Raw genomic sequence first — 16,822 nt, forward strand, 5'->3', positions numbered from 1 at the left:
GGAGCGGCGAATTACCGTTGTGCACCCGGTGGGGTGAAACCGCAGGTCAGGGCGCTCAAGAAAGGGTCTGGAAAAGCTCCGCGGCACCTCTCGCGCAACCGTGGCACCTGCGGCGCAACCGGTCCGTTCCAGGTTACCGGCCGGTCGGTCCGACCGGCCCGTCCTCGGGGCCGCCCCCGGCCGCCCGGTGGGGCCGCGCGCGGGGACAGTGTTACTAGGGGCCCGGTTGCTGGGGGCCTAGTTGCCGGGAGCCGGGTTGCCGGTCAGCGCAGCCAGTCGAGGCCGAGCACGGTGACGCACGGGGTGAGCAGGTCCAGGGACGAGCTGCTCTCGCCGAGGTCGCGCACGACCAGGGCCTGGGCGGCGCCGCTGAGCAGGTTCCACACCCCGCCCGCGCTGACCTGCACCGGGACCCGCGCCAGCTCGACCGCCTGCACCAGCATGAGCTGCGCGGCGGCGGCGGCCCTGATCCGCTCGGACAGGTGCACCGCCCAGGTCGCCGAGTGCATCGACCGCGCCCAGTCGCCGCCGCCCGCGCGGACCCGGTCCGCGGTGGCCGCGAGCGCGGTGACCTCACCGGGGGTGGTCCGGCGGATGCGCTCGGTGAACGCCACGACCGCCTCGGCCTGCGGGCCCAGGTCCACCGGGACCGGGCTCAGCGCGCGGCCCGCCGACACCCAGCCCGCCGCGAGGCGCCTGCGGTCGGCGTCGGGCAGCAGGTCGCGCAGGTACGTCGAGGTCAGCACGTCCTCGATCACGCCGGTGGCGCGCTCGACCGTCTCCTGGTCGAGGCCGCAGTTCGCGGTCCAGTCCAGCACGTCGTCGCGCAGGCAGCGCAGCAGCCCGGACAGGTCGCCGATCGGCGCGCGCTCCAGCAGCGCGATCACCTGGTTCGGCTCGCGCGAGGACAGCTCGCGCACCGACGGCCGCGCGGCGGCGGCGTCCAGCGCGGCGCTGCGGGTCAGCATCAGCTCCGCCGACGGTGACGGAGCGTGGTCGGCGAGCGTCACCAGGTCGTCCGGGGTGAGCCCGCAGGCCGTCAGGAGCACCTCGGCGGTGGCGGAGCCGCCCGCGAGACGGGACAGGTCGAAGCCGAGAACCGGCGCGCTGATCAGGCTGTACATCGTTGCAGTATGCATGAACGCCCCGTACGGCGACACCTGTTCGGGTGAACGGTGTCGCCGTGCGGGTTGTCACACAGAGTTAGGTAACGTGGATCTCGTCGAGGAGCGATACCCCTCGTCAGACCTTGAAGCGGCTCACCTGCTCCTGCAGCTCCGCGGACAGCCGGGCCAGGCCCTCCGAGGCCCTGGAGGTCTCGGTGACGCTCGCCGTGGTCGACTCGGCGGCGGTCGCGACGCCCTGGATGTTCGAGGCGATCTCGCCCACGCCGCCCGCCGCGTCGCTGACGCTGCGGTTCATCTCGGCCGTGGTCGCGGTCTGCTCCTCCACCGCCGAGGCGATGGTCAGCTGGAAGCTGTTGATCTGGCTGATGATCTCGCCGATCTCGCCGATCGCGCTCACCGCGTTCGAGGTGTCCGCCTGGATCAGCTCCACCCGGCGCGAGATGTCCTCGGTGGCCTTCGCGGTCTCCTGCGCCAGGTCCTTGACCTCGTTCGCGACGACCGCGAAGCCCTTGCCCGCGTCACCGGCGCGCGCGGCCTCGATCGTGGCGTTCAGGGCCAGCAGGTTGGTCTGCTCGGCGATCGAGGTGATCACCTTGACCACGTTGCCGATCTCCACCGACGACTGGCCCAGCTTCGACACGGTGCTGTTGGTGGTCTCGGCCACGGTCACGGCCTGGCTGGCGACGCGCGCCGCCTCGTTCGCGTTCTGCGCGATCTCGCGGATCGACGCGCCCATCTCCTCCGAGCCGGTGGCCACGGTCTGCACGTTGCGCGAGACCTGGTCCGAGGCGGAGGCGACCACACCGGCCTGCGCCGAGGTCTCCTCGGCCGCGGCGGCGACCTGCGTCGCGACGGCGGCCAGGCCCTGCGCCGAGTCCTCCAGCGAGTTCGCGCTGCGGCCGATCGCCCGCACGGTGTCCTGCATCGCGTCCGAGGCCCGGTTCAGCGAGGCGGCCATGACGCCGACCTCGTCGTTCGAGCGCACCGCCACCCGCTGGGTCAGGTCGCCGTCCGCGACCGCCTCCAGGGCGCCGGACACCTCGCGCAGCGAGCCGGTGATCAGCCGGGCGATGTACAGCGCCAGGCCCAGGGCCAGCGCCAGGCCGACGACCAGCACGCTGATCTCGGTCCAGAAGCTCTTGGACTGCTCGCTGGCGATCGCCTCGGTGCCCGAGGTGACGTCCGAGACCTCCTTGTCGCGCAGCTTGGCCATGGTGTCGTCCAGCACCGCGATGACCGGGCGCAGGTCGCTGTTGTAGAGCGCGTACCCGGCCTCCGCGTTGTTGCCCAGCGCGGCGTCCTTCATGGTGCCGTTGAGCTTCACGACCAGCTGGTCCAGGGTGCTGGCGAACAGCTTCTTGTCCTCCGGCGAGGTGTCGCTGCCCGCGCTGTAGTCCGCGAAGTAGCCCTTGGCCGTGGCGAACGCCTTGCCCGCGTTGTCCAGGTTGGTCTGGGTCTCGGTCGCATCCGAGGTGATCAGCGACTTGAGGATGCTCTTGTAGCCGCTCTCGGTGCGGTCGACGACCATGTTCAGCGAGTTGAGCGCCCTGGCGTTGTCCGCCATGCCGTTGGCGTTCGCGGCCGAGCTGTTCAGCGACAGCAGGCCCTGCACGCCCACGACCACCGCGACGACCGCGGACAGGCCGACGGCGGTCAGGATCTTGGAGTTGACGCTGCGGTCGGCCAGCAGCCGGGACAGTGCTGAGCGCTTCGACGGCTCACGGCCGGGCTCGTAGGTCGTGGAGGTGGCCATGGTGCGGTGGTCCCTTCCTTGGGGCGCGATCCCGTGCTGCGTACGGGCGAGTCAGTTGCGGGGGGCGGTCTGCTTCACCCGTGACAATGAGAACGGCGCACAGGGCCGGAACCTGAGGGTTCCCCTGTGCGCCGTTCCGCGTGAAGCAGGTCTCACTCGGTTGAGCGAGGGACAGATCAGGCCGCGTTCGCCGCCTGCACGGCGCCCGAGGCGTCCAGCGCCAGCATCAGCCGGTTGGCCAGCGGGAACGTGCCGGTGATGAGCGAGCGGATCGGACCCGTCAGGGTGTCCGGCGGCGGCTCCTCGTCGGCGGACTCGACCTCGACCACGTCGCCGATCCGGTCCACCAGCAGGCTGACCGACTCGTCGGCCGAGCGCACGATGATGTTCATCGCGGGCCCGTCCAGCACCGTGGGCTCCAGGCCCAGCCGCACCCGCAGGTCCAGCGCCGCGACCACCTGGCCGCGCAGGTTGAACAGCCCGCCCACGTAGGTCGGGGCCAGCGGGACCGGGGTGTACTCGCTGTACGAGAGCACCTCCTGCACCCGCGAGACCTCAAGGCCGAAGAGCTGGTCGGCGACCTCGAAGGTGGCGTACTGGATGATGGTCATGATCAGGCTCCCGCCATGTCGAAACCGGCGTAGTCGGCGTTGAAGAACTGCGGGTCGGCCGCCAGGATCGCCCTGCGCACGTCCAGCAGCTCGGTGACCTGCTGCTGCACGACCGCCGAGCCCGCGAGGCCGTCGTCGTCCAGGTTGCTGCGGGTGACGTCGTCGCTCTCGACGATGTCGAGGATGCTGTCCACCGCGAGCGCCACGCTGTGGCCGCCCTCGGAGTACACGATCGCCGAGATGACCTCGCGGTCCGTCTCCGACCAGGCGCCCAGCAGCTGCGAGAGCCGGGTGATGGGCAGGATCTGGTCGCGGTACTGCACGACCTCCCTGGTGCCCACGCGCTCGACGTTCTTCGCCGGGAAGTCCTCCAGGCGGGTGACCATGCTCAGCGGGATCGCGATCCTGCGGTCCGCGACCTTCGTGATGAGCAGGCGGTCGCCGTTCGAGGACGCCGTGACCTGCTCGTCCTGGCCCGCGCCCACCGTGCGCTCCAGCGAGCTCAGGTGCGCCCGGCGCGCCAGCGACTGCACGTCCAGGATCAGCGACACCTGGCCCTCGCCGAGGATCGTCGCGCCCGAGTAGCAGCCCACGTCCTTGAACCGCGAGGCCAGCGGCTTGACCACGACCTCCTCGGTGTTCAGCACCCGGTCCACGACCAAGCCGAACTGGCGGCCCTCGGCCTTGAGCACGGCCACGTAGATCTCGCTGTCCGACGCCTTGTCCGTGCCGGGCCCGCCGAGCACCTCGGACAGGCGCACCAGCGGCAGCAGCTTGCCGCGCAGGCGGTAGACCGGGGCGCCCGAGACGTACTCGACCACCGAGCCGGACTGGCCGTCCACGTACACCAGCTCGTGCACCGCCATCTGCGGGATCGCGTAGCGCTGCTCGCCGGAGTCGACGATGAGCGCCTGCACGATCGCCAGCGTCAGCGGGATGTTGAGCCGCCAGGTCGTGCCCTTGCCGGGCACCGACTTGAGGTCGACGGCGCCGCCGATGGCCTCGATGTTGGCGCGCACCACGTCCATGCCGACGCCGCGGCCGGACACGTTGCTGACCTTCGCGGCGGTCGAGAAGCCGGGGCGGAAGACGAGCTTGAGGATCTCGTCGTTGTCCATCGACTCCAGCTGCGACTGGGTGATGACGCCGCGCTTGACGGCGGTCGCGCCCACCTTGTCCGGGTGGATGCCCGCGCCGTCGTCGCACACCTCGACGATGACCTGGCCGTGCTCGTGGTACGCGCGCAGCGTCAGCGTGCCCTCGCGGGACTTGCCGTTGGCCACGCGGGTCTCCGGCGGCTCGATGCCGTGGTCGACCGCGTTGCGCACGAGGTGCGTCAGCGGGTCCTTGACCGCCTCCAGGAGGCTGCGGTCCAGCTCGGTCTCGGCGCCCTCCATGACCAGCTCGACCTCGCGGCCACAGGCCGAGCTGAGGTCGCGCACGACGCGGGGCAGCTTCGACCACAGCTGCTTGATGGGCTGCATCCGCGTCTTCATGACGCTCTCCTGCAGCTCGCTCGTGATCAGGTTGAGCCGCTGGGCCGCGCGGCTCAGGTTCGGCTCACCGGCGGCGTCGGCCGCGCGGATCATCTGGTTGCGGGTCAGCACCAGCTCGCCGACCAGGCGCATCAGGGCGTCCAGCAGGTTCACGTCGACGCGGATCGAGCTGTCGGCGACGCTGCGCTTCGAGCCGCCCTCGTCGGCGGCCTCGACCAGCGGCGCGGGCGCGTTGACCGCGGCGGGAGCGCTGGGCTCCTCGTGGTGCTCGGGCTCGTCGTGCTCGTCGTGCTCCGCGTCCTCGCCCTTGTCCTCGGGCTCCTCGTCGGACGCCTCGGGGGTCGCGGGCGCCTCGACCACGGCCGCGACCTCGGGCGCCGCGGCGGGCGCAGCCGGAGCGGCGGCCGGGCCGCCGGTGATGCACGCGGTGACCGCGTCGATCACGTCCTGCACGTCGAGGTCGCCCTCGGCGCCGTTCTGCTCGATCTGGGCCAGCAGCTCGCGGACCGTGTCCACCATGCGCAGCAGCACGTCGGCGCTGGGCTTGTCGAGCTCCTGCGTGCCGTCGCGCAGGCGGACCAGCAGCGACTCACCGACGTGGGTCACCTGCTCCAGCTTGGTGAAGGCGAGGAAACCGCTCGTGCCCTTGATCGTGTGGATGGTGCGGAAGATGCTGGCCAGCCGCTCGTGCGACTTGGGCTCCTTCTCCAGCGCCACCAGATCGCGGTCGAGCTGGTCCAGGTTCTCGTAGCTCTCCACGAGAAATTCCTGCACCACATCGTCGAAATCGTCCACCGGGTCCTCCTAGTTCCGCTGTGGACTCCCATCGGCCGGGTGGACGACGAGATGAGAACTGCTCGTGCTCGTTTTTCCGGGCGAACCGGACGTCGTGGTCGGCCGCTCGGGGGCGGAGGCCCTGGTCAGGCGCTTGGTGGGCGCGCTGGGGGTGGGCGCGCTGACAGCGCGCCGCGTGGGCTCCGCACGGGGGAACGGCACGGGGGTGGGGGTTGTGAAGGGAGTGGCGCGCTCGATCGGGTGAAAGCCGGGTGATCGGGCGGGGGTGGTCGAGCCGGGGGCGGCTGGCGCCGGGGGCGCGGGCGGTGCGCGGGCGGGGGCGGGCCGGGGAGCCTGCGGGTGTCGCGGCGGGGGTGTCGCGGCGGGCGCTCGCCTCGCGGGGGCTGCCTCGTCATCGCGCGGGTGGGGCCACGGCTGGGGCCGGGGGTGGGGCTGAGGTCTGGGGCTGAGGTTTGGGGCGGGGTCGCGGAGCGGGTTCGGCTCGGACGCGGTGTCCCGGTTGTCCTTCGGTTGCTGAGTTGCTTCTCGGTTGTGCCGGGTTGCTTTTCGGTTGTGCGGATCGCTTTTCGGTTGTCCGGTTGTTTTTTGGTTGTCGCCGGTGGCCGTTCGGGGTCCGGGTTGTTCTTCGGTTGTGCTCGGTTGCTTTTCGGTTGCGAGGTGCGGGCGGAGTCCCGCCCCGGTTGGCGCCCGGCCGTTCTCAGCCGAATGGCGCGGCTCGTGGTGGGCCCGCCCCTCGGGGCTGCCTCTGCCACTACCGCGCCGTTGACCAGCGGACCGGGGGTCCGCTCGGGCTGGCGACGTGCGTCAGGCCGAGCGGCGCAGGGCGTGGCTCGGGACCGCCGCGGGGGTGCTGACCTGCGTCGGAACGGCCGCGCGGACGAAGGCCCAGCCCTCGAACGCCGCGCGCTCGTTCTCCTCGGCGAGGATCCGGTCGAGGGTGCCGTTCGCGACGCGCATCCGCCACGCGACCAGACCGACCAGCAGGACCCCGGTCGTCACGATGAGCATCCAAGTCGCCATGTCCGTCTCCTTGCTCGAACCGCGCGGTGTGTTCCGCAGGCCTGTCGTCGGCACGGGGTGAGAACTCCTGAGAGGTTTTCCCGAAGAAATTTTTAGCGCTCTTTCGGGGCTCAGATAGTCCGATCGGGTGACGTACACAGCGGGACATGGGCACGGATGACCGACCACTCGGGGGAGTGGGTCATTCGTGCAGGTCAAAGCTGTGCACGGAGGAGTGTTCCCCTATGTTCCACCGCGTCCGTCAGGTCGCCGAGGTGCTGGCCGTGCTGGGGGTGTGCGCGCTGCTGGTCGTCGGGGCGCGCAACACCACGGCCACCGGAGCGACGCCCGTCACAACGGTGGTGAGCGTCGCAGAGCAGGTCAGGGCGCGGGTCGACGGCGTGCTGCTGTCCTGCGAGCGCCTGGACCCGGCCACCTGCGCCCTGGCCGCGGACGGCGTGTCGGACCTGGCCGCCTCGGCGGTCGCCGTCGCCGGGCAGGTGCGCGGGGCGGTGGACCCGGAGCTGCGCGCCCTGGCCGAGGCCGTGGAGGCCGACGCGTCCGCGCGGAGGGCCGCGCTCTGCGCCCCGAGCGGCGCCGCGACCGGCGAGGACCCCCGCGCGACCACCGCGACCGGCGGCCGTTGCGGCGCCCTGGCGGAGGAGCAGCGCCCCCGGCTGCTGGCGTTCCTCGGGGCGCTCAGGGGGAGCGGAGCGGTCGGCGAGGGGGACTGAGGGGGCGGGTGAGGCTGAGGGTGCGGGGTTGGCGGGTGGGGCTGAGGCGCGGGGCTGGCGAGAGGGCTGAGGGCGCGGGGGCGGCGGGTGTGGCTGAGGCGTAGGGCTGGCGAGGGGGCTGAGGGCGCGGGGCCGGTGAGGGCGCGGGGCCAGCGGGTGAGGCTGTGGCTCGGGCTGGTGACTGGGGCCTGCGCCGGCGGGGGGCTGGACCTGCGCTGATGAGCTGCGGCCGGGGTCCTGGGCAACGGGGTGCGCCTGGGCCTGTTGCGAGGGGACCGGGGCGAGGGCTCGCGGCGACCGGCGACCGAGGGCTCGCGGTGGTGGCAGCGGGAGGCGGGCGCGTGTCGCCGGGGTTCTGAGCTGCGGAAACGGGTGGTGGGGCTGGGCGGCCCGCGAGTCCGAGCGCGCGCCCGGCGAGCGGCGGGGCGCAGGTCGGGCGGCGTTGACGCCCGGCGGTGGTGGGCTCGGCGGGCTGCTGTCGGCGGAGCATCCTGGCGGCTGGCGGCTGGCGGCTGGCGGCTGGCGGCTGGCAGGTGGCGCTCGGCGAGCAGCGAGCAGCGGGTGACGGGCAGCGGAGAGCGAGTGGCGGGCAGTGGGCAGCGGAGAGTGAGTGGCGGGTGGCGGGTGGCGGGCAGTAGGGAGCGGGCAGTAGGGAACGGGCAGCGAGTAGCGGGCCGGGGCGAGGTGGAGTTGCTCCCGGTGGGGCTCGTCGCGCGACTTGGCTTCCGGGCGAGGTGGCGAGGGCCGAGGGCCGAGGGCCGGGGATCGGGATCGGGGCCGAGGGCCGGGGATCGGGATCGAGGCCGGGGGCCGAGAGGAGCCCACCGGCCCGGCGCCTGCGCCCCGCCCCCCTCAAGCCGCGTGCGCCTGCATCCGGTGCGTGCCCGCCGCGCTGCCCTTGCGCTTGAGCCGGTGCAGGAACGCCAGCACCTGCGCCACCGGGCCGAACATCTCGAACGGGATCTCGTGGCCCACCTCGCACGCCTTGTGCAGCGCCCGCGCCAGCGGCACGTCCTGCACGATCGGCACGCGGTGCTCGGTCGCCAGTTCCCTGATCTTCGCCGCGATCGCGCCCGCGCCCTTCGCCACCACCCGCGGCGCGCCCCGCGCCGGGTCGTAGCGCAGCGCCACCGCGATGTGCGTCGGGTTCACCAGCACCACGTCCGCGTTCGGCACCTCGGCCATCATCCGGTTCCGGCTCATCTGCATCTGCTTCGACCGGATGGCCCCCTTGAGCTGCGGGTCGCCCTCGGACTGCTTGTGCTCGTCCTTGACCTCCTGCTTGGTCATCTTGAGCTCCTTGTGGATGCGCCGCTTCGCCACCGCGTAGTCCACGACCGCCATCACCAGCCCGCCGATCGCCGCCAGCCGCAGCAGCGACATGGCCGTGCCCGTGGCGACGTCCGTCAGCGCCGCCAGCGACAGCGACCCCGACGCCACCACCGACGGCACCAGCCCGCTGACCGACACGTACAGCAGCGCCGCCAGCAGCGAGGTCTTGATGAGCGTCTTCAGCGCCTCCCACAGCGAGTGCGGGCCGAACATGTTCTTGATGCCCTTGAGCGGGTTGAGCTGGGTGAACTTCGGCTTGAACTGCTTGGTCGACATCCGCAGCGTGCCCTGCAGCCCGGCCGCCACCAGGGTCGCGACGATGATCGTCAGCGACAGCGGCAGCACCGCCAGCGCCCCGTCGAGGACGCCGTCCTTCACGATCGCCACCGCCAGCGCGGGCTCCGGCGCCGCCATGAACCCCGCGGCCTTCTTCAGCAGCCCCTGCCCGATGTCCAGCAGGCCGGTCAACGTCATCGGCAGCGTCCAGGTGGCCCCCAGGATGCCCAGCCACGTCCCCAGGTCGGGGGTGCGGGCCATCCGGCCCTCGCGCTTGGCGTCCCTGACCTTCTTGGCTGTGGGTTCCTCGGTCGCGTCCTTGTTCTTCCCGCTCACGCCCCGCTCACCTCCCGATCGCCTCCATCACGGCGGACGCCGCGTGCTTCGCGATGTTCTCCACGCTCATGGGCAGCATGGGCATCGTCAGCCCGATCAGCACCAGCGTCAGGCCGATCTTGGCCGGGAACCCGATCTGGAACGGGTTCAGCGCGGGCGCGATGCGGTTGAGCAGGCCCAGGCCCACGTCCGCGCAGAACAGCACCACGATCAGCGGCCCGGCGATCTGCGCCGCCGACAGCAGCAGCTGCCCGAGCCCGGTGGTCAGCAGCGTCCCCAGCCTGCCCAGCGACAGCCCGCCGTCCAGGGGGATCGCGTCGTACGACAGGGTGAACCCCCGGATGATCACCTGGTGCGAGCCGGTGACGAACAGCAGCGTCGTGGCCAGCAGGCCGTAGAAGCGGCCCAGCACCGCGTTGTTGCCGGAGAACGACATCGGGTCGAACGCGAACGCGAGCGAGAAGCCGCCGAACACGTCCAGCAGGTCGCCCGCGGCCTGCACCCCGGCGAAGATCACCGCGGTGAGGAACCCGAGCCCCGCGCCCACCACGACCTGCTCGCCCGCCGCGATGACCAGCGACCAGGTGTCCAGCGAGGGCACGCTGCCCGCGGACAGCCTGGGCACCACCGGGAGCGCCAGCCCCACGGCGAGCATCCCCTTGACCGTCATCGGGATGGCCTTGCCGTTGAACGGCGGGCACACCATCAGCCAGGCGGCGGAGCGGGTCGCGGCCAGCAGCAGCGCGACCAGGACGTTGACGCCGATGTCGAGGTTCACGCCGCGCTCAGCCCGAGACCAGTGCCGGGATGCGGCCGAACAGGTCGGTGGTGAACGTGATGATCTCGTGGACCATCCAGCTGCCGCTCAGCAGCAGCGCCACGCACACCCCGGCCGCCTTCGGCACGAACGACAGGGTCACCTCCTGGATCTGGGTGACCGACTGGAACAGCGAGATCGTGAACCCGATCAGCAGTGCGGTCAGCAGGACCGGCGCGGCGAGCTTCGCCGTGATCATCATGGCGTTGGAGCCGAGTTCGACGACGGTGGTGTCATTCATCAGGGGGTCCCCTAGTTGTACGTGGCGACGAGCGCGGTGATGACCAGGCCCCAGCCGTTGGCCAGCACGAACAGCAACAACTTGAACGGGAGCGCCACCGTGACGGGTGGCAGCATCATCATTCCGAGTGACATCAAGGCGGCGGAGACCACCATGTCGATGACCAGGAACGGGATGTAGAGCACGAACCCGATGATCATGGCGGCGCGCAGCTCCGAGAGCACGAACGCCGGGATCAGCGTGGTCAGCGGCACCGACTCCGCGTTCGCGGGCTTCTCCTGGCCCGAGACCTTGGTGAACAGCGCGATCTCCTCGGGGCGCGTCTGCTTCACCATGAACTCGCGCAGCGGCTTCGAGCCGTCCTCGAACGCCTGCTCGGTGCTCTTCTCGCCCTTCAGGTAGGGCTGGATGCCCTGGTCGTTCACCTCGGACGCGACCGGGCCCATGATGAACAGGCTCAGGAACAGCGCCAGGCCCGCGAGCACCTGGTTCGGCGGGACCGTGGTCAGGCCCAGCGCGTTGCGGGTGATGCTGAGCACCACGAACACCTTGGTGAAGCTCGTGCACAGCAGCAGCAGCGCGGGCGCGACCGACAGCACGGTCAGCGCGATGAGCACGGTCAGCGAGTCGCTCGGCTTGCCGCCGCCCACGGTGATGTTGACGCTGTTGCCGCTGTCGGCGGTGGTGGCCCCGCCCTCGGTGGGGGCGGTGGGCTCGACCGGCGCGGTGGGCTCGGTCGGCTGGGCCGCGAGCAGCCCGGCGACCGGGGAGGACGCCAGCGCGGCGGGCCGCGCGACGGGCTCGGCCGAGGCGGCGAGCGCGGTGGGGGAGGCGATGAGCAGCAGCACGAGGGCCGCGAACCCCGCGGCGAGCAGCGCCGCCAGCCGCCTCACGGGCGGACCGATCGCTCGCGCAGCGCCTCGAAGGCCTGCTTCCAGGTCTGCGGCGACAGCGCCGACCCGGCCAGCGCGGAATCGGACCCGGCGGGCGTGGACCCGGCGGGAGTGGACCCGGTCTGCTCCTGCGCGGCGCCCGACTTGGCGCCGGACTTGGCGGACCGCTTCTGCGCGGAGCGCGCCTTCGGCACGGACGCGCCCCCGGCGGCGGGCTTCTCGGCGGCCAGCTCCTCGGCGCTGGGACCACCGGCCTGCTCGAACGCCTCGGCGAACGCGGCGCCCTTGTCCGCGGCGGGCGTTCCGGACTCCTCTGCCGTCCCAGCCACCCCGGACACCCCGGTCGCGACGACCTCCGCCGCGAGCACCTCGGCAGCCGCGCCGTCCGCAGCCGCCTCGGCGGAAACCTCACCCGAACCAGCGACCACGTCCCGCAGCGCCGCACCCGATCCGGTCGACCCCGAGGGCAGCGCGGGGACCTGCGCGCCAGCCGCCCCGACCAGCGACTGCGTGCCCACCCCCGCCCCGCCCCGGCGCCTGCCCAGCAGCCGCCCGAACGCCTCGCCGACCGGCACCGAGCCCAGCCCGCGCTTCGCGTCGGCGTCCGCCGCGGTCTCCCGCAGCCGCTCGACGTCCAGCGCGACCCGCTCGACCCGCTCGCCCGCCTCGGCGTACTCCTGCGCGTCGGTCGACATCAGCAGGTTCACCCCGCCGTCCGCGACGCCGATCACCAGCGCCTTGTCGTGCACCCGCACGACCGCGACCATCGAGCTCCGGCTCAGCTGGGCCCGGTCGAGCACCTGGAGCCCGCGCCCGCCCAGCTTGCCGCCGACCGGCTTGTTCCTCACGAGCTTGCCCAGGCCCCACATGAGGCCGAAGACCACGACCAGTGCGATGACGACGCGCAGAGCGGTCTCCACTACCTGACCTCCTGGCCGGTGTCGCCGGGCTTGATGATCTCGGTGACCCGGATGCCGAAGTTCTCGTCGATCACCACGACCTCGCCGCGCGCGATGAGCCTGCCGTTGACCAGCAGGTCCGCCGGGCTGCCCGCCGCGCGGTCCAGCTCGATGACCGCGCCGTTGCTCAGCGACAGCAGCTCCCGCACGGTCAGCCGGGTCCGGCCCAGCTCGGCGGTCACCTCCATCTCCACGCCGTGCAGCAGCTCCAACCCGCCCTCGCGGGGCGCCGCGATCGCGACCGCCGCGGGCACCTCCTCGACGACCTCGGCCACGTCCTCGGCGGGCACGGCCAGCGCGACCACCGCGTGCAGCTCGCCGTCGGCCAGCAGCGGCACGAACACCGCGTCGCCGACCTCCAGCAGCACCCCGCCGACGGCGTCCGCCGCCACCTCCTGCGCGGGACCGGGCACCGCGCCCAGCACGCCCGCCGCCGCGACCAGCGCGGGCGCCACGGCCTGGCTCAGGTCCAGCTCGCCCAGCGGGCTGGTGCGCATGGCCTCGACCAGCTCGCCGTTCACCACCACCGCCAGCAGGCCCTCGGCGGGCCCCTCCAGGCGGGCGGTGACGGCCACGCCGTCCAGCGCCACGGCCACCGGGTCGGTGGTGGGCACGCCGACCGACAGCGCGGTCGCGGTGGGCAGCACGGTGAGCGCCGCCTCCGCGACGGCCCGCGCGGTCGCCAGCACCGATTCGGTCTGCACGCTCGTCATCGCTTGTTCTCCTCGGAGTCGGCGCCTGCCACCACGAGGCAGGCCAGGCGGGTGCCGCGCTTGGTGGCGACGGCGTTCGCGAAGGTGCGCCCGGCGGCGACGATGTCCAGCGGCTCGTCCAGGCGGTGGGTCAGCGGGATCACGTCACCCGGCTGCAGGTCGACCAGGTCGGCGGGCTCCAGCCGCACCGACTGGAACTTGACGGACACGGCCACCGGCACGTTCTGCAGGCCCGCCGTGATGGCGTTGCGCGCCGCTTCCCTGGTGGCCCGCTCGCTCGCGCTCACGGCGACCTTGTCGCGGTAGCTGCGCAGCGAGGGGAGGATGGTCTGGAGCGGGATGCACAGGCTGACCTGGCCCTGCTCCTCGCCGACGTTGAGCTCGAAGTAGCCGACGACCACGGCGTCGGTGGGGGTGCTGGTCTGCACGAGCTGCGGGTTGTACTCCAGCCCCTCCAGCTCGGGGCGCACGTCCGCGACGCTCTCCATGCCCACGCGCAGCTGCTCCAGCGCCTGGTCCAGCAGGTCGCGCAGCAACGGCGTCTCGATGTCGCTCAGCGGGCGGGCGGGCTGAGGGCCCCCCTTGCCGCCGAGCATGTGGTCCATGGAGGTCATCGCCGTGGACAGCGTCATCTCCAGCAGCGCCGTGCCGGGCAGCGGCTCCAGCACGACGGGCGCGAGCAGCGTGGGGTTGGCGAGCTCGGCCATGTGCTCGGCGTAGGAGAGCTGCTCGATGGAGATCAGCTCGGCGTGGCACACCACCCGCAGGGTGGAGGTCAGCAGGGTGCCCAGGCGGTGGGCGAAGGTCTCGTAGCAGAGCTGGAGCACGCGCAGGAGCTCGCGCGGCAGCTTGACGGGCCGCGTGAAGTCGAAAACCTCGGGGTCCCCGGGGTTCGCCACGAGCCCGGGGGAGCGCGAGGCACCACCGGAGGAGCTGGTCAGGAGCGGCGACTGGGTCACGCCGCCTAGTACGGCCGTCGCCGGGGGGAGCTGAGCACTCCAACGGGGGACTGCCCCCGCCCGCTGCGGGGCGGGGGCGTCGACGCTCGTCGTCGGCGGTGCTCAAGCGATCTTCCAGCGGGCCGTTCGACCAGGTCAGCGGCGGTTCGCGGCTGCTTTCGCGGATCGCGGGACCGGGGCTGGGCCGCCGGCCCCGGTCACCGGATCGGGGTCACTGGGTCACGAACTCCGTGAAGTAGATGCCCATCACCAGGTCCTCGTACGCGGACACGACCTTCTCCTGCAGCGCGGCCTTCAGGCTCTCGCGGGCCTCGTTGCTGGACAGCTCCGCGATCGACCGGTTGCTGAACTCGCTGACCACCAGGTCCAGGGCCTTGCTGCCGTCCACGTCCTCGGCCGCGTCCTTGGTCTGCTGGAGCGAGAGCTTCAGCTTCAGGTAGTGCCCGTCCGCCAGGTTCATCGTGATCGAGTCCAGCGCGACCACCGTGCCCGGCTCCGGCGGGGCCGGGGTGCTGTCGCGGAACAGGAAGAACCAGCTCCCGGCGCCGCCGAGGGCGAGCACCGCGACGGCGACGATGATCAGCAGCTTCTTCTTGCCACCGCCCTTGCCCTCGCCCTCCTCGGGCTTGTCCTTCTCAGCCTTCTTGTCGTCCTTGGCCATCTCTCGTCCTCCTCTGGCTCTCTCGTCACTCGGCCGCTGCGGCGGGCAGCAGTGTGCGGACCTCGGTGGGCTGGTCGGACAGCACCACGACCTCAACCCGGCGGTTGCCGGTCACCGACCTGGGGTCCGCGGGGTCGTACAGCGGCCTGGTGTCGGCGTAGCCGACCGCGGTCAGCCGCGACGCGGCCAGGCCGTCCCGCTCGATCAGGTAGCGCACCACGCTGGACGCGCGCGCCGTGGACAGCTCCCAGCTGCTCGGGTAGTTCACCGTGGCCACGGGCAGCTGGTTGGTGTGCCCGTCCACCTCGACCCGGTTGCCGACGGACTTCAGCACCGGCGCCAGCGCGTCGACGATCCGCTGCCCGTCGGGCAGCAGCTCGGCGCGGTCGCCCGCGAAGACCACCGACGTGGTGACCACCGTGACCACCAGGCCCCGGTCGTCCACCCGGAACTGGGCGGTCCCGCCCAGGCCCTGGTCCTGCAACTGCTTCGCCATCTGCTCGCCCAGCTCCTTGAGGTGCTGGACCTCCGCCTCGGCGGCCTTCAGGTTCTTGGCGGCCTTCTCGCGGTCGGCCTGCTGGACCGCCTCCTGCGCGGCCTTCGAGCTCAGGTCCTGCGTGCTCCCCGACCCGCTCGCCTCGCTCTTGAGGTCCACCGGGTCGGGGTTGATGCCGCCGTTGGCGCTGCCCGCGCCGCCCGCGCCGAACACCGTGATGTGGTCCGAGCCGCTGAACGCGCCCGCCAGGCTCTTCTTCAGCTCCTGGAACTTCTGCGAGTCCACCGAGGACATGGCGAACATGACGATGAAGAGCACCATGAGCAGCGTGATCATGTCCGCGTAGGTGACCATCCACCGCTCGTGGTTGACGTGCTCCTCCTCTTGGTGCTTCTTGCCCTTGCCACCTCCGCCGCCGGACATCAGGCGGCCTTCTTCTCTGCCTCGGGCGGACCGGTGGCGACCATGGCGCGCAGCTTCTGCCCGACCAGGCGCGGGTTGGAGCCCGCCTGGATGGCCAGCACGCCCTCCACGACCACCTGCATCTGCTCGCACTCCAGGTCGCTGATGCGCTTGAGGCGGCTGCCGATGGGCAGCCACATCGCGTTGGCCGTCATGACGCCCCACAGGGTCGCCACGAACGCGCCCGCGATCAGGTGGCCGAGCTTGGCCGGGTCGCTCAGGTTCTCCAGCACGTGGATCAGGCCGAGCACGGTGCCGATGATGCCGATCGTGGGCGCGAGGGCGCCCATGTCGGTGAACATCTTCACGCCGACCTTGTCGTAGCGCTGCTTGGTCTCGATCTCGCCTTCGAGGATCTCCCGGATCTCCTTGGAGTCCATGCCGTCGATCGCCAGCACGAGGCCGCGGCGCAGGAACGGGTCCTCCACCTTCTTGGCCTCCTCCTCCAGGGCCAGCAGGCCCTCGCGGCGGGCCCGGTCGGCCAGCGAGACGATCGACTCGACCACCACGGAGCCGTCCATCTTCGGCGCCAGGAACGCGCGCTTGAGCAGCGCGGGCAGGCTCATGCTGTCGCGCATGACACCACTGGCCATCACCGCGCCGATCGTGCCGAACACGACCAGCAGGATGGGCGGGAGCAGGAACATCGAGAGCGGGTTGCCGCCTTCGAGCGCCGTCGAGACGAAGATCGCGACGAAGACGAGGACGGTGCCCGCGATGCTTGCGGGGTCCATCTACAGCTCCCTGTCCGTGGGCAGTCGCAGCACCGACGGCTCGGTCGGCTCGACCGGGTCGGGGGCGACGCGCATCCTGCGTCGGGGAACCGGGGGGTGCTCGGCGGGAGCGGGGTCCTGCGCCAGGCTCAGCACCCCGGCGCGGTGCCTGCGCACCAGGTCGGAGATCTCCTCGATGGTCTGCGCCACCACGTACTTGGCGCCGCTGAGGAGCGTGACCACGGTGTCCGGGTTGGACTCCGCGCGTTCGATCAGGTCCGGGTTCAGCGCGAAGGGCTGACCGTTCAATCTGTTGAGCACGATCACGGCTTCCGTCCTTGGATGTCGGGCATCGGGCCCGTCCGTGGGTCCGTGGCGTTACAAACGGCAGTGCGCCTTCACTCCTGAGGGGGAACGAAGGGCGGCCAGGGTGGAGAAGGCCCGGCCGC

General features: G+C 71.8%; 17 protein-coding genes. 1 reads left to right on the forward strand and 16 read right to left on the reverse strand.

Annotated features, from left to right (window positions below):
* Nucleotides 1-263 precede the first annotated feature (263 nt).
* The 5 genes from CNX65_RS11810 to CNX65_RS11840 form a co-directional block, all read right to left on the reverse strand.
* Entirely contained in the window at nucleotides 264-1,124 is an 861-nt protein-coding gene (locus CNX65_RS11810; protein WP_096492826.1) for a hypothetical protein, read from the reverse strand.
* A 118-nt stretch (nucleotides 1,125-1,242) separates the two neighbouring features.
* Nucleotides 1,243-2,880, reverse strand: a complete 1,638-nt coding sequence (locus tag CNX65_RS11815; protein WP_096492827.1) for a methyl-accepting chemotaxis protein — start codon at nucleotides 2,878-2,880, stop codon at nucleotides 1,243-1,245.
* Nucleotides 2,881-3,056: 176 nt separating this feature from the next.
* On the reverse strand, nucleotides 3,057-3,491 hold the full coding sequence (locus CNX65_RS11820) for a chemotaxis protein CheW (RefSeq protein ID WP_015801153.1): 435 nt from the start codon (nucleotides 3,489-3,491) through the stop codon (nucleotides 3,057-3,059).
* Between the two features lie 2 nt (nucleotides 3,492-3,493).
* A complete protein-coding gene (locus CNX65_RS11825) occupies nucleotides 3,494-5,782 on the reverse strand; it encodes a chemotaxis protein CheW (RefSeq protein WP_096492828.1) in 2,289 nt (762 codons plus the stop codon).
* An 804-nt stretch (nucleotides 5,783-6,586) separates the two neighbouring features.
* On the reverse strand, nucleotides 6,587-6,802 hold the full coding sequence (locus CNX65_RS11840; protein ID WP_157767598.1) for a hypothetical protein: 216 nt from the start codon (nucleotides 6,800-6,802) through the stop codon (nucleotides 6,587-6,589).
* Between the two features lie 224 nt (nucleotides 6,803-7,026).
* On the opposite strand from CNX65_RS11840, the gene CNX65_RS11845 reads away from it, so the two are divergent.
* On the forward strand, nucleotides 7,027-7,515 hold the full coding sequence (locus CNX65_RS11845; RefSeq protein ID WP_096492831.1) for a hypothetical protein: 489 nt from the start codon (nucleotides 7,027-7,029) through the stop codon (nucleotides 7,513-7,515).
* Between the two features lie 852 nt (nucleotides 7,516-8,367).
* Here the strand turns inward: CNX65_RS11845 and CNX65_RS11855 are convergent.
* The 11 genes from CNX65_RS11855 to CNX65_RS11905 all read right to left on the reverse strand — a co-directional run bounded on the left by CNX65_RS11855 (nucleotide 8,368) and on the right by CNX65_RS11905 (nucleotide 16,694).
* Nucleotides 8,368-9,459 carry an EscU/YscU/HrcU family type III secretion system export apparatus switch protein gene (locus CNX65_RS11855; RefSeq protein ID WP_096492832.1) on the reverse strand — a complete coding sequence of 364 codons (1,092 nt, stop codon included), beginning with the start codon at nucleotides 9,457-9,459 and terminating at the stop codon, nucleotides 8,368-8,370.
* Nucleotides 9,460-9,466: 7 nt separating this feature from the next.
* On the reverse strand, nucleotides 9,467-10,237 hold the full coding sequence (locus CNX65_RS11860; protein ID WP_096492833.1) for a flagellar biosynthetic protein FliR: 771 nt from the start codon (nucleotides 10,235-10,237) through the stop codon (nucleotides 9,467-9,469).
* Between the two features lie 7 nt (nucleotides 10,238-10,244).
* Complete coding sequence (gene fliQ, locus CNX65_RS11865; protein ID WP_096492834.1) at nucleotides 10,245-10,517, reverse strand: flagellar biosynthesis protein FliQ; 273 nt, start codon at nucleotides 10,515-10,517, stop codon at nucleotides 10,245-10,247.
* An 11-nt stretch (nucleotides 10,518-10,528) separates the two neighbouring features.
* Entirely contained in the window at nucleotides 10,529-11,410 is an 882-nt protein-coding gene (fliP, locus tag CNX65_RS11870; protein WP_096492835.1) for a flagellar type III secretion system pore protein FliP, read from the reverse strand.
* A complete protein-coding gene (locus CNX65_RS11875) occupies nucleotides 11,407-12,330 on the reverse strand; it encodes a FliO/MopB family protein (RefSeq protein ID WP_096492836.1) in 924 nt (307 codons plus the stop codon). Before CNX65_RS11875 ends, fliP begins: the two co-directional genes overlap by 4 nt.
* Nucleotides 12,330-13,082: a flagellar motor switch protein FliN gene (gene fliN, locus CNX65_RS11880; RefSeq protein WP_096492837.1), complete on the reverse strand. Its 753-nt coding sequence runs from the start codon at nucleotides 13,080-13,082 to the stop codon at nucleotides 12,330-12,332. Before fliN ends, CNX65_RS11875 begins: the two co-directional genes overlap by 1 nt.
* Nucleotides 13,079-13,981 carry a flagellar motor switch protein FliM gene (locus CNX65_RS11885; RefSeq protein WP_232519793.1) on the reverse strand — a complete coding sequence of 301 codons (903 nt, stop codon included), beginning with the start codon at nucleotides 13,979-13,981 and terminating at the stop codon, nucleotides 13,079-13,081. The genes fliN and CNX65_RS11885 overlap by 4 nt, the downstream gene beginning before the upstream one ends.
* Nucleotides 13,982-14,252: 271 nt before the next feature.
* Nucleotides 14,253-14,702 (reverse strand): flagellar basal body-associated FliL family protein, encoded by a 450-nt coding sequence (locus tag CNX65_RS11890; RefSeq protein WP_015801164.1) that lies wholly within the window; start codon nucleotides 14,700-14,702, stop codon nucleotides 14,253-14,255.
* 25 nt (nucleotides 14,703-14,727) lie between these two features.
* A complete protein-coding gene (locus CNX65_RS11895) occupies nucleotides 14,728-15,621 on the reverse strand; it encodes a flagellar motor protein MotB (RefSeq protein WP_096492839.1) in 894 nt (297 codons plus the stop codon).
* Nucleotides 15,621-16,394, reverse strand: a complete 774-nt coding sequence (locus tag CNX65_RS11900) for a motility protein A (RefSeq protein WP_096492840.1) — start codon at nucleotides 16,392-16,394, stop codon at nucleotides 15,621-15,623. The genes CNX65_RS11895 and CNX65_RS11900 overlap by 1 nt, the downstream gene beginning before the upstream one ends.
* Nucleotides 16,395-16,694, reverse strand: coding sequence for a flagellar FlbD family protein (locus tag CNX65_RS11905; RefSeq protein WP_232519794.1), 300 nt, complete (start codon nucleotides 16,692-16,694; stop codon nucleotides 16,395-16,397). It abuts the gene before it with no gap.
* Between the last annotated feature and the right edge of the window lie 128 nt (nucleotides 16,695-16,822).

This window comes from Actinosynnema pretiosum, assembly GCF_002354875.1.
GTDB classification, from domain to species: Bacteria; Actinomycetota; Actinomycetes; order Mycobacteriales; family Pseudonocardiaceae; genus Actinosynnema; species Actinosynnema auranticum.